Raw genomic sequence first — 13,581 nt, forward strand, 5'->3', positions numbered from 1 at the left:
CAGCTACGGCGGCTAGCCCCTCGAGGTCATAAGCTAAATGGTCCATGAAGGCAAAAAACGCCTTCCCGGCTCATTCATCTTATGCTTGTCGGGGCTGAGCAAGCCGCCTCCGCTTTTCGTTGTTCCCCGCAGGAGTCGAACACCTTCCGCTTCAATCAACTATCGGGGCATATGTTTATACTACTTCAAAATCTATTATAATCTAGTCCCCTTCTAATAATCCTAAAATAAACGCAGTCTTAAATAGAGTTAAAACAATAAAAAAACTGACCCCCGTAATGGAAGTCAGTTTTTAGTTATGTCGTTAAGCCAATGAAGCCATGACGTTTTTAACTGCGTCAGCTGAATTGGATAGTGCTGCTTTTTCGTCTTCTGTGAGTTCGAGTTCGATGATTTTCTCGAGGCCGTTTCCACCTAGGATGGTTGGGACGCCGAGGTATATGCCTTCGAATCCGTATTCGCCTTCGAGGTAGGCGATGGCCGGGATGACGCGGCGTTGGTCTTTAAGGATGGCTTCGACCATTTGGACGAGGGAAGCGGCCGGGGCGTAGTAGGCACTTCCGTTCCCGAGTAGCCCGACAATTTCGCCTCCGCCTTTACGGGTGCGCTCAACGATTGAGTCCAGGCGTTCTTTAGGGATCAATGTCTCCAGAGGGATTCCTCCAGCGTATGAGTAACGAATAAGAGGAACCATGTCATCACCATGACCACCCAGGACGAAGCCTGTTATATCCTTTACGGACAGGTTTAATTCCTGTGCGACAAACGTCCGGAAGCGGGCTGTATCCAGGACTCCTGATTGACCGATCACTCTCTCTTTCGGGAAACCGGATTCCTTGAACACTGTATAGGTCATGGCATCCACGGGATTGGTCAGAACGATGATGTAACAGTCAGGTGAATGCTTCACGATTTGCTGAGTCACTGATTTCATGACCTTTTGATTGGTCTGAACCAGATCATCACGGCTCATACCTGGTTTACGGGCAATCCCTGCAGTGATGACAACGATATCTGAACCCTTAGTATCTTCATAATTGGACGTACCGATGATGGTTGAATCAAACCCCTGTACAGGACTTGCCTCAAGCATATCCAGTGCTTTCCCTTTCGTTGGATCCTCGTTTTGCGGAATATCAACCAATACAACATCTCCAAGCTCTTTCTGGGCGAGCATCAATGCCGTTGTCGCCCCGGTGAAACCCCCACCGATCACAGATACTTTTCTACGTTTAATTGCCATCATGATTCCTCCTATTCGTCTCATTATGTAAAGGAAGGAGTGCTCCTATACGAAGCACCCCAACCTTATGTCTAATTATTATGCTTCCATGTTATCGATTAACGCAGAACCGAACTCAGAGCATTTCACTTCTGTCGCTCCATCCATCAGACGGGCGAAGTCATATGTTACCACTTTAGAAGCGATTGTTTTTTCCATTGATTTTGTGATCAGGTTAGCAGCTTCTGTCCAACCAAGGTGTTCAAGCATAAGTACACCTGAAAGGATGACAGATGAAGGATTCACTTTATCCATACCTGCATATTTAGGAGCCGTTCCGTGAGTTGCCTCAAAGATCGCATGTCCTGATTCGTAGTTGATATTTGCTCCAGGAGCAATACCGATTCCACCTACTTGAGCAGCCAGTGCATCAGAGATGTAATCCCCGTTTAAGTTCATTGTTGCGACAACATCGAACTCAGCAGGACGAGTAAGGATTTGTTGTAAGAAGATATCAGCGATTGAATCTTTCACGATAATCTTACCAGCTGCTTCAGCATCAGATTGAGCTTTGTTCGCTGCTTCCAATCCGTCAGCATCTTTGATCTTGTCATATTGAGCCCAAGTGAATACTTTATCGCCGAATTCTTTCTCAGCAAGCTCGTAACCCCAGTTTTTGAAAGCTCCTTCAGTGAACTTCATGATGTTCCCTTTGTGAACAAGCGTTACTGATTTACGGCCTTCTGTGATCGCGTAATTGATCGCTGCACGCACAAGACGATTTGTCCCTTCTTCAGAAACAGGCTTGATTCCGATACCGGATGTTTCTGGGAAACGGATTTTGTTAGCACCCATTTCATCTTGAAGGAAAGTGATTAATTTTTTCACTTCATCAGAACCTTTTGCGTACTCAATACCTGCATAGATATCCTCAGTGTTTTCACGGAAGATGACCATGTCAGTGTCTTCAGGGCGCTTAACTGGTGAAGGAACACCTTCGAAGTAGCGTACTGGACGCAGGCATGTGAAAAGATCCAATTCCTGACGGAGCGCAACGTTCAATGAACGGATTCCGCCGCCGACAGGAGTCGTAAGTGGACCTTTGATCGCGATGAAGTATTCACGGATTGCTTCAAGCGTATCGTTTGGAAGCCATTCGCCTGTTTTGTTGAATGCCTTTTCCCCAGCATATACTTCTTTCCATGAAATCTTGCGTTCGCCTTTGTATGCTTTCTCTACAGAAGCATCCAGGACGCGCTTCGCTGATGCCCAAATATCTGGACCCGTTCCGTCACCTTCAATGAATGGGACGATTGGATTGTTAGGCACATTAAGTTGGCCATTCTCGTTTGTAATTTTTTCACCTTGTGTCATTATGTAACCTCCATTTTTTCATTATCAAAGGGGATGACCCATTTGTTAAGCATGTTGAGTCATTCCCCTTCTCTTATTATTACACCAATATTTTTACTGTTTGTAAATATTGATGATTAACCTCTTTGATCAACAGGTACATATTCCTGCTTGCCAGGCCCTACATAATCAGCACGAGGGCGGATCAGGCGGTTGTTGGAATATTGTTCAAGGATATGTGCCAACCAGCCGGATACACGGCTTACTGCAAAGATCGGCGTGAATAGATCATGATCGATGCCTAAGCTGTGGTAGACAGATGCTGAGTAGAAATCAACATTTGGCGGTAGACCTTTATTTGATGTGAATACATCTTCAACCTTAACGGACATTTCGTAGTATTTACTTTGTCCCGTTAATTCAGTTAATTTCTTGGACATTTCTTTCAGATGCTTGGCACGTGGATCTCCCTGACGGTAAACACGGTGACCGAAGCCCATGATTTTTTCTTTCTTCTCTAATTTGTCGAGGATGTACTCTTCTGCTTTATCAACAGAACCAATTTCAGTAAGCATCTTCATAACCTGCTCATTGGCCCCACCGTGAAGCGGTCCTTTTAAGGCACCGATCGCAGCGGTAACACCTGAATACACGTCAGATAGAGTCGCAACACACACACGTGCTGTGAACGTGGAAGCGTTTAACTCATGGTCCGCATGAAGGACAAGCGCTTTATTGAATGCTTCGACTTCAACAGGCTCAGGATCTTTCCCTGTCAGCATGTATAGGAAGTTAGCTGCAAAACCTAAATCCTGACGTGGTGCAATCGGTTCCTGACCATTGCGGATACGTGCAAAGCTCGTGACGATCGTCGGGATTTTCGCTTGAAGGCGAACGGCTTTCAGATAGTTTTCCTTCTCTTCCATCACGTCAGCTTTATCATCATACAACCCAAGTAGGGATACAGCTGAACGTAAAGCGGCCATCGGATGAACTTCCTTGATCTTGTACATTTTGAAATGCTCGATGACTTCCTTAGGCAATTCAGCGTTAGCTGCTAACAGCTCTGTAAATTCCTTAAGTTCTGATGCATTTGGCAGTTTCAGGTGCCATAATAGGTAGATAACCTCTTCGAAGCTTGCATTATTTGCTAAATCATCAATGTTGTAGCCAACATATGTAAGGGTATCGTCAATGATCGAACTGATGGACGATGTCGTCGCTACAACTCCTTCTAATCCGCGAGTTGCTGTCATAATAACCTCTCCTTTTGTTATATACTTCTCTTTTACCCATTTTCATATGAGTATAAAACCCTACAGAACGATCTATCAAGTCTAGTAGGCTTGTTTAAAAAGAACGTAAAAAAACGCTGAGCGATTGCTCAATTCCTATACAAAAAATGATTCCCGGCTCTTCCTATTCTATCATGAGAGCTTGGGATGCGCTTACATTTCCTATTATAAACAATTATCTGACTTTTGTGAACGGAAACGCATCAATTTCTATAAAAATTATTTTTCTAGAAAAATAAACCATCAAAAAAAAGAGGGTCGAATCGGATAAACCTCAATGCATGTTTACAGGAATAATTCATACAGTTTCATAGCAAGATACGCGATCCCCGCGCCGATCAAAGGCCCGACGGCAACCCCTTTAAAAAGAGCAACGGCTAACACCGTACCAAGAACGAGGGCCGTCGTCAGGTGTGGGTCATCTTCCAGTAGAATCAACCCGTTCTTTGCAATCAATGCCACTGCCATCCCAGAGGCGAGTGCAATCCAGGCATAGGGGGACTTCAATGAATCAAAGAGATCTTTAAAGCCGATTTCCCCTGTTGCAATCGGCGCGAGTACGGCAATCGTAATAATCGTCACACCCCAGTTAATGCCTTTAGACTGAATCGCCGCGAAAATCTTCTCATCCAGCCCAAGCAGCTTTAATACAATTAGAAATGCTACAGCTATAATGATGGATTGATTTTTCGCCATCAGCCCAATTCCCAATAAAAGCAGTAAAAACATAAATGGCTGAGTCAAATCATTCCCCTGCCTCTCCTTTATGTACTCCAATCATTATCCTACCATATCAACTTTTCACATCATTCATAAAATGCTCCAACCACTGCAAATATATCTTCCTTTCATTTCCTGTCTCCTATAAAATAGAAGTACTAGACCCGGTAGGAGGGAAACCCTTGAATTTAGATTATGTTTATCGAACGATCCGCTTTCTGATCGTTCTCTCGATCATCATTCTCTCATTGATTTCACTCTATTACATATGGAGACTTGCTTATCCATTCATCATCGCCGTTGCCATCGCCTTGTTGATCAATCCCCTGGTGAACGGACTGGAGAAATGGCTCCCTAGGATATGGGCGGTCACCGTGTCCCTCATCTTGATTGTCGCCATCTTCGCAGGGCTCATTACGTTATTGATTGCCGAAATCGTTTCGGGAGCCAATTATTTGGCAGAAGAACTGCCCAAGCATGTTCAAACCCTTGTTACATATGCAGAGGATATCATCGTTGGGCACGTCATCCCTCTATACAATCAGCTCGCAGGATTATTTAAAAATCTTGAAGCCGGTCAGCAGGATACGATCCTCGAAAATGTCCAGACAGCGGGAACGAAAATCGCGACGTCGGCTGGTGATTTCCTGCAAAACTTTTTCACCAAGCTGCCCCAGCTGATCTCTTGGATCCCAAACGCTGCGTCCGTCCTGATCTTCGCTGCACTCGCCACTTTCTTCATCAGTAAGGATTGGTATACATTATCCGCCAAAGCGGAGAAAATCATTCCGGGTAAGGCGATGAGCAGCGGAAGGAAAGTGTTCGTCGACTTAAAACGGGCACTGTTCGGCTTCATCCGTGCTCAATTTACGCTCATTTCCATCACGGCTATCATCGTACTGATTGGATTGATCATCCTCAGAGTAGATTACGCAATCACCATTGCACTCGTGACAGGTCTCGTGGATATCCTGCCTTATCTTGGGACAGGGGCAGTGTTCGTGCCGTGGATCATTTATGAATTCATTACGGGAAATACAGGCTTGGGGATCGGCCTGTCGGTCCTGTACCTGGTCGTTGTCGTCCAGCGGCAGATCATGGAACCGAAAGTATTGTCTTCAAGCATCGGCCTCGATCCCTTGGCCACCCTCATTGCATTATTTGTCGGGTTTAAACTGATCGGGTTTCTCGGACTGATTGTCGGACCTGTTGTACTCGTGATCCTCTCCACTTTAAAAAGAGCCGGGGTATTTGAAGATACGTGGAAATTCATTATGGGTGTAAAATAAGAAAACGCACTGCTCTAACGACTGAGCAGTGCGTTTTTTTGTTATCTGTATATAATGACGTTCCCTTTGTTGATCCAGCGCTTGAATAAACGATAGAAGAATGGCTTGAACATTCTTCTTGTGGCCGGGAGTAATAATAGAAACCCAAGGGCATCCGTAATGAATCCCGGTGTCAGCAGGACGACCCCGCCCACCAGTATACAAACACCATCCATGATGGCATCCCCGGGCATCTGGCCATACTGCATGTCCTGCTGCGCTTTTCTTATCGTCTCGATTCCCTGCTTTTTAGCTAAATAAGCACCCAGAATTCCCGTCGTGATGATCAACAGGACCGTCGGCACAAGACCAATCGCCTGGCCGGATAGAACCAATAACCCGATTTCAAGGGCAGGTATGATAATCAATAGTAATAACATATATCTCATGATGGATTCCTCCATTTGATTTAATACTTGCTTGGTATTTATTATAGCATATTAGAGAAGTTGTGTTTTATGTTGGTGGATTGAGTACGTGATACTGTTGTTGTGGTGCTTTTGAATGGTTGGCTCCACACCTCTCCACCCCATAAAAAAAACCAGAGCCCACAAAAAGACTCTGGTTTCCCTACTAATACTTACTTACAATACACTCGCATACCCATTATAAATCACACCATGAGTCGCATCCACCGTGATTTCCTGGCCATTCTTGAATAATGAAGTGGCATGATCGACTCCGACCACGACAGGAATTCCAAGGTTGATTCCGACTACGGCTGCATGACTTGTCAGACCGCCTTCTTCAACGATCAGTGCTGAACATTTTTCAAGGGCAGGCATCATTTCTTTATCCGTGCCGATTGTGACAAGGACGGCACCGTCAGTCATGTTCTTCACAGCTTCTTCAGCTGATGTGGCAACTACTGCTTTACCGTATGCAGATCTACGTCCGATTCCTTGACCTTTTGCAACGACATCGCCCACTACGTGGATTTTCATCAGGTTCGTCGTTCCGGATTCACCAATCGGAACACCCGCTGTGATGACGATGCGGTCTCCGTGCTTCGTCATACCTGAGTTGACGCTCTCTTCTACTGCCATATCAAGCATTTCATCGGTTGTCGTCACTTTGCGGCCGACTGTAGGGTATACGCCCCATACAAGTGCCAGGCGGCGTGATACAGAGTCTGTACCAGTCACGGCTACGATTGGTGCTTTCGGACGGTATTTAGAGATCATGCGTGCCGTGTGGCCACTCTCAGTCGGAGCGACAATGGCATTCACATCAAGATTTAGAGCTGTATAGGCAACGGATTGACCGATGGCATCCGTCATATTGTGCTCGCTGTCTTTGCTGCGAGAAGATAGGATCGCGTTGTAATCTAGCGCCGTTTCTGCTCTCGACGCGATGTTATGCATCGTTTGAACCGCTTCTACAGGGTAAGTACCTGCTGCCGTTTCACCAGAAAGCATGATCGCATCTGTACCATCAAATATGGCGTTGGCTACGTCACTTGCTTCGGCTCTTGTCGGTCTTGGGTTGCGCTGCATAGAATCAAGCATTTGAGTCGCTGTGATGACAGGCTTACCAAGAGAATTACATTTCTTGATCAGCATTTTCTGCACAAGTGGTACTTCCTCAGCAGGGATTTCCACACCAAGGTCTCCACGTGCAACCATCAATCCGTCAGATACTTCAAGGATTTCATCGATGTTGTCTACACCCTCTTGGTTTTCGATCTTAGGGATGATTTGAATATGTGAAGCATTGTGCTCTTCCAATAATTGACGGATCTCAAGTACATCGGATGCACGACGTACGAATGATGCTGCGATAAAGTCAACGCCTTGTCCAATACCGAATACGATATCGCTGGCATCTTTATCAGTGATTCCCGGCAGGTTCACAGATACGCCCGGTACGTTTACACCCTTTTTATTTTTAAGGGTGCCGCTGTTGGCAACATGTGTATGGATTTCGCCGTTCGCTTTGTCGATTTCCGTCACTTCCAAACCGATTAAACCGTCATCAAGAAGAATTTTGGAACCGACATGAACATCATCGATCAATCCTTCGTATGTAACGGAGAATTTCTCAGTTGTTCCCAGTACTTCTTTCATGGAAACGATGATGTTGGATCCTTGTGTTAATTCGATAGCTCCGTCCTGCATATTGTTTGTGCGGATTTCCGGACCTTTTGTATCAAGCAGGATCCCGACTGTTTTACCGGCTTTTTCTGCTGCTTCGCGGATATTGATGATACGCTGTCCGTGCTCATCGTGGTCACCATGTGAAAAGTTCAAGCGGGAAACGTTCATTCCGGCTTCGATCAGTTGTGATAACTTTTCTACAGTTTCACTGGCAGGACCGATCGTACATACTATTTTCGTTTTTCTCATTTTCTTTACCTCCTGAAATCTTACAACAATTTAGATTGAAAGCTCTTTGGAAAGTCTGTACATGTTTAAATCAATTTGATGTGGCTTGGCAAGTGCTTCAATGATATCGTAATCAACTAATTGATTTTTCTCAATTCCTACCGCTCTTCCGCCTTTACCCTGGGCCAATAGCTCAACGGCATGAGCCCCTAAGCGGCTTGCAAGGACACGGTCTGCAGCTGTCGGTGTTCCACCGCGCTGAATATGACCAAGGACGGAGACACGCGTATCCATTCCTGTTTCTTCTGTGAAGCGGTTCGCAAATTCATTTGCAGACATGACACCTTCTGCAACAATGATCACACTATGTTTCTTTCCGCGTTCCTGTCCTTTTTTCAAACGACCGACAACGTCATCAAGATCGAATTTCTCCTCAGGGATCAGGATCGTTTCAGCTCCACCGGCAAGACCTGACCATAGAGCGATGTCCCCCGCGTTGCGTCCCATTACTTCAATGATGAACGTCCGCTCATGGGATGTAGCCGTATCACGGATTTTATCGATCGCATCGATAACCGTATTCAGCGCTGTATCGAAACCGATTGTATACTCAGTCCCGGGAATATCGTTATCAATCGTTCCCGGTACACCGACACATGGGTATCCCCATTCCGTCAAGGCTTTTGCCCCTTGGTAAGAACCGTCCCCACCGATGACAACAAGTCCTTCAATGCCGTGTTTTTCTAATTGCTCGATCCCTTTTTTCTGGCCTTCTTTTGTTTTGAATTCTTCACAGCGGGCTGTATAAAGCATTGTTCCGCCACGATGGATGATATCACCGACAGAACCAAGCTCAAGCTTCTTGATGTTCCCGTTGATTAATCCATTATACCCTTGATATATACCGTATACCTCTATATCCATGAAAATGGCTTTACGCACAACTGCACGGACGGCTGCATTCATACCGGGTGAATCTCCACCACTCGTCAATACACCAATCTTTTTCACTACGATCACCTCATTAAGAAATATGCCTTTATATGTAAATGAATGGGACTACTTGTTAATCGTTTCACATAAATCAAAGAAAAGGAAAATTACAGGTTTCATTCATTACATTATTATGGACCAATAGACTTTGGATTATTTCTAAAATAACACGAAGGTTCAAGGTTCTCAACAAGTTACTAGGAGGAAAAGCAAAAGACGAAATAATCTATTAAATGGAAGCGTTTTAATTGTTAAAACCTTCAAAATATCGTCACAAACCGTTTATTTTTAACGTTTGAATGAAAAAGACTGACAAATGGTATCTCCTATTTGTCAGTCCATCGTTTGTTATGATTTTACCCCGATAAGATCATTTAAAACCGAATATTCACCCATCGCCTTGAATTTTTCATAACGATGTTGGATGAGCTCTTCCTTTTTCATCGGAACCAACTCTTTCAATGAGCTCTTAAGGACGTCGTTGATATACTTCGCCTGTTCCTCTACATCTTTATGGGCTCCACCTTTTACTTCCGTGATGATGTCATCGATGATCCCAAGCTCCTTAAGATCGGGAGCCGTGATCTTCATGGATTCAGCCGCGCGTTTCGCCTGGGTGGAATCTTTCCAGAGGATGGCCGCTGCCCCTTCAGGTGAGATGACGGAGTAGGTGGAGTTTTCAAGCATATGAATATGATTTCCCACTCCAAGGGCCAGTGCCCCGCCACTACCTCCTTCACCGATGACGATGCAGATGACGGGAACCGTTAGGCCGGCCATCTCCACTAGATTCCGTGCAATGGCTTCACTCTGACCGCGTTCCTCTGCCGCTTTCCCGGGATACGCACCCTTCGTATCGATAAAGCAGATGATCGGACGGTTGAACTTGTCGGCCTGCTTCATCAAGCGCAGTGCTTTTCGGTACCCTTCAGGATGAGGCATCCCGAAGTTCCGGCGGATGTTTTCTTTCGTATCTTTCCCTCTTTGGTGACCGATGATCGTCACAGGGACATCGTGAAACTTCCCGACGCCTGAAACAATCGCTTCGTCATCCCCATACAGACGGTCTCCGTGCATTTCAATGAAGTCCGTAAAGAGATATTTGATATAATCCAGAGTCGTCGGACGCTCCGGATGACGGGCCACCTGAACCCTTTCCCATGGCTTCATGTTTTCGTAGATATCATTTTGAAGCTTTGTGAGACGGTTCTCAAGCTTCTCGATTTCCTTCGATAAATCGACGTCCGACTTCTGGGTGAACTCCTTCAGTTCGGCAATTTTCTTCTTGAGTTCGTATACAGGCTTTTCAAATTCCATCTCATTTACCATGGCAGATCACCGTCCCACTGATGTATATCAAGTATTGTCCCGATTTTCTCTTTCAACTCGAGTCTCGAGATGACTCCGTCAAGTTGTCCATGCTTTAATAAAAATTCGGATGTCTGGAAGTCCTCAGGCAGGTCTTCACGGATCGTCTGCTCGATGATCCTTCTGCCTGCAAATCCAATCAGTGCTCCCGGCTCCGCAAAGTTATAATCCCCGACGGATGCGAAACTCGCGGATACTCCGCCTGTCGTAGGGTGGGTCATGATCGAGATGAAGAGCCCACCGTTATCGCTCAGACGTTTCAACGCTACACTGGTCTTCGCCATCTGCATCAAGGAAAGGACACCTTCCTGCATACGCGCTCCGCCTGAAGCCGTGAAAATGATGAATGGTACCTTCCGTTTATCTGCTTCTTCAATGGCTCTCGTGATTTTTTCTCCGACCACCGATCCCATGCTTCCCATCCGGAAACGGGAATCCATGATGGCTGTCACGACTTCCACTCCATTAACCTTTCCTGAACCTGTCAGGACGGCTTCATTCATGCCCGTCTTCTTACGGTCCTTTTCCACTTTACTTTCATAATCAGGAAAGTTCAGGGGGTTACCTGAAGTCAGGTCATGATCGAGCTCCTTGAACGTGCCCTCATCTATAAAACTATCGACTCTCTCTGGTGAGCTCATGCCATGATGGTATCCACAATGGATGCACACCTTTAAGTTTTTTTGAAGTTCTTTCGTGTACATGATTTTTTTGCAATCAGGACATTTTGTCATGATGCCTTCCGGAACGTCATGTTTGGCCGCTTCAGAAGGTATCGTTGCATATTTTTTCTTTTCTTTTTTTGATTTGTTAAAAAGTTCCTTTAGCAAGGTGAAACCTCCTTACCGAATGACACTAGCTTGCTTCAGCGGGGAAATATTCCCTTACATGACAGCTGCCCATTCGCTTCTCTATAGTAAGTGCTTTAACTGCTTGACTATCAGTTTAATGGAAGTGTTTAAAAAAAGATGTTGGAAATTGTCGCGTCTTCATCGACAATTTTCCTAACTCTTCTATACGTCTCTTGCACAGTCTCTTTCTCCTGGTGATCGATGCCATTAAGCATTGAGATCAGTTCTTCCCTCATAGCTGCCGTGAGCTTCTTCTCACCACAGATCAACGTCTCGAAATCATTCAGGATATTCCAGATCCGTTGGGATAAGTAATTCGAACTCATCATGACGATCTCCCTGAACACGTCGTCCAGATTCTCTGATTCTGAAACGTTCACATGCAGGGAATCTGTTTTCTTTTTATCTATATACAAAGCCTTCAATGCTTCTTTTTCAATCATCATCTTCGTCTGAAGGATGTCTTCCTGAGCCATGTCATCCTGGAGGATAAACATGCCCAGAAGGTCGATCAGATGGTGGTCCCTGAAATCCCGAAGGAAGGTACCTTCCCCTCTGCGGGTTTCAATCAGCCCTAACAGTTCTAGGGCCCTGAGTGCTTCCCTTACTGAGGAGCGTCCGACGTTCAGGCGCTCGGACAGCTCCCTTTCGGACGGGATTTTATCTCCAGGCTTCAGACAATCCTTTGATATCATTTCTCTAAGCTGGTGAACAATTCCAATATATACCTTAGCGTGAGTTTGGAGAGAGTTCACTTCTGTCATCATTCACTCTTCCCGATGACTGCTAAATCTTCTGTTTTCTTACGGATTTCTTCCGGGTCCACCTTTAATCGGGCAACCCCTGTTTCCATAGCCGTCTTGGCTACGGCAGCAGCTACAGCCGGTGCGACGCGTTTATCGAATGGCGCAGGAATGACATAGTCCGCGTTCAGTTCGTCTTCCGTGATTAAAGAAGCAATCGCTTCTACAGCAGCCTGCTTCATTTTTTCATTGATGTGTGTTGCACGTACGTCCAGTGCACCCCTGAAGATCCCAGGGAAGGCAAGGACATTGTTCACCTGGTTAGGGAAATCAGAACGTCCTGTTCCAATCACTTTGGCTCCCGCTGCTTTCGCAAGCTCCGGCATGATTTCAGGAACAGGGTTCGCCATGGCGAAGATGATTGGATCCTGTTTCATGGAAGAAACCATTTCTTCCGTCAGTGCACCGGCAACAGATACACCGATGAATACGTCGGCATCTTTCAATACTTCAGCTAAGCCGCCCTTGATATGGTCACGATTTGTAAATTTCGCCACTTCGTCTTTCGTGCTGTTCATCCCTTCAGGACGACCTTCATAAATCGCACCCTTGGAATCACACATGATGATGTCCCTTACCCCGTAACGGTAGAGAAGCTTAATGATGGCCATACCGGCAGCACCGGCGCCATTCGCCACGACTTTGATTTCGGACATTTTCTTCCCGACAATTTTGAGAGCGTTCACAAGTCCCGCCACAGTAACGATTGCCGTACCATGCTGATCATCATGGAAAATAGGGATATTCGTTTCTTTCTTCAGGCGCTCTTCAATTTCAAAGCAATTCGGAGCGGCGATATCTTCAAGGTTCACGCCTCCGAACGTCGGCTCAAGGAGCTTGACGGTTTCAACGATCTTGTCCACATCCGTTGTGTTCAAACAGATCGGGAATGCGTCTACTCCTGCAAAACTCTTGAATAGTACCGCTTTTCCTTCCATGACGGGAAGAGCCGCTTCAGGTCCGATATTCCCAAGACCCAGAACAGCCGTACCATCGGAAACAACCGCGACCATATTCCCTTTCATCGTGTAATCATAGACGGTTTCAGGCTTGTCATAAATCACCTTACAAGGTTCCGCCACCCCGGGGGAGTAAGCTAAGCTCAAGTCATCCGCATTTCGGACTTCCACCTTGGATTTCGACTCTAATTTCCCTTTATTCACTCGATGCATATGCAGAGCTTCTTCACGTAATGACAAATTGGCTCACTCCTTCTGATTCTTTTACATGCTATGGATCGAATCGTGCCAAAGACGACTCTTCTAAATGTAAAAATGGATAAATAAAATAATAAGTTCAGAGGTGGTCAGACCACCTTTTTCTA

Annotated in this window: 12 protein-coding genes; 1 reads left to right on the forward strand and 11 read right to left on the reverse strand. The window is 45.6% G+C overall.

Translation table 11 applies throughout. From position 1 onward, the window contains the following. Nucleotides 1–304 precede the first annotated feature (304 nt). From mdh to AC0VXY_RS15990, 4 genes are all read right to left on the reverse strand, one after another. On the reverse strand, nt 305–1,243 hold the full coding sequence (mdh, locus tag AC0VXY_RS15975) for a malate dehydrogenase (protein WP_435989910.1): 939 nt from the start codon (nt 1,241–1,243) through the stop codon (nt 305–307). A gap of 78 nt (nt 1,244–1,321) precedes the next feature. Beyond that, nucleotides 1,322–2,596 (reverse strand): NADP-dependent isocitrate dehydrogenase, encoded by a 1,275-nt coding sequence (gene icd, locus AC0VXY_RS15980; RefSeq protein WP_435989909.1) that lies wholly within the window; start codon nt 2,594–2,596, stop codon nt 1,322–1,324. Between the two features lie 116 nt (nt 2,597–2,712). Then, nucleotides 2,713–3,831: a citrate synthase gene (gene citZ / locus AC0VXY_RS15985; protein WP_475525815.1), complete on the reverse strand. Its 1,119-nt coding sequence runs from the start codon at nt 3,829–3,831 to the stop codon at nt 2,713–2,715. A 324-nt stretch (nt 3,832–4,155) separates the two neighbouring features. Continuing rightward, nucleotides 4,156–4,599, reverse strand: coding sequence for a DUF441 domain-containing protein (locus AC0VXY_RS15990; RefSeq protein ID WP_475527880.1), 444 nt, complete (start codon nt 4,597–4,599; stop codon nt 4,156–4,158). Between the two features lie 173 nt (nt 4,600–4,772). Between AC0VXY_RS15990 and ytvI the strand changes: the two genes are divergently transcribed. Beyond that, nucleotides 4,773–5,879: a sporulation integral membrane protein YtvI gene (gene ytvI, locus AC0VXY_RS15995; RefSeq protein WP_475525816.1), complete on the forward strand. Its 1,107-nt coding sequence runs from the start codon at nt 4,773–4,775 to the stop codon at nt 5,877–5,879. 41 nt (nt 5,880–5,920) lie between these two features. Here the strand turns inward: ytvI and AC0VXY_RS16000 are convergent, their stop codons facing one another. The 7 genes from AC0VXY_RS16000 to ystJ all read right to left on the reverse strand — a co-directional run bounded on the left by AC0VXY_RS16000 (nt 5,921) and on the right by ystJ (nt 13,456). Next, a complete protein-coding gene (locus tag AC0VXY_RS16000) occupies nt 5,921–6,307 on the reverse strand; it encodes an FxsA family protein (protein WP_475525817.1) in 387 nt (128 codons plus the stop codon). A gap of 195 nt (nt 6,308–6,502) precedes the next feature. Beyond that, entirely contained in the window at nt 6,503–8,263 is a 1,761-nt protein-coding gene (pyk, locus tag AC0VXY_RS16005; protein ID WP_435989904.1) for a pyruvate kinase, read from the reverse strand. A 30-nt stretch (nt 8,264–8,293) separates the two neighbouring features. Then, nucleotides 8,294–9,253: a 6-phosphofructokinase gene (gene pfkA, locus AC0VXY_RS16010; RefSeq protein ID WP_435989903.1), complete on the reverse strand. Its 960-nt coding sequence runs from the start codon at nt 9,251–9,253 to the stop codon at nt 8,294–8,296. 330 nt (nt 9,254–9,583) lie between these two features. Further along, entirely contained in the window at nt 9,584–10,564 is a 981-nt protein-coding gene (accA, locus tag AC0VXY_RS16015; protein ID WP_435989902.1) for an acetyl-CoA carboxylase carboxyl transferase subunit alpha, read from the reverse strand. Continuing rightward, nucleotides 10,558–11,433, reverse strand: coding sequence for an acetyl-CoA carboxylase, carboxyltransferase subunit beta (accD, locus tag AC0VXY_RS16020; RefSeq protein ID WP_034756926.1), 876 nt, complete (start codon nt 11,431–11,433; stop codon nt 10,558–10,560). Before accD ends, accA begins: the two co-directional genes overlap by 7 nt. A 128-nt stretch (nt 11,434–11,561) precedes the next feature. Continuing rightward, nucleotides 11,562–12,221: a FadR/GntR family transcriptional regulator gene (locus AC0VXY_RS16025; protein WP_475525818.1), complete on the reverse strand. Its 660-nt coding sequence runs from the start codon at nt 12,219–12,221 to the stop codon at nt 11,562–11,564. Further along, nucleotides 12,218–13,456 carry an NADP-dependent malic enzyme gene (gene ystJ, locus AC0VXY_RS16030; protein ID WP_435989900.1) on the reverse strand — a complete coding sequence of 413 codons (1,239 nt, stop codon included), beginning with the start codon at nt 13,454–13,456 and terminating at the stop codon, nt 12,218–12,220. The genes AC0VXY_RS16025 and ystJ overlap by 4 nt, the downstream gene beginning before the upstream one ends. Between the last annotated feature and the right edge of the window lie 125 nt (nt 13,457–13,581).

This window comes from Rossellomorea sp. QJM3NY_18 (genome assembly GCF_056173145.1).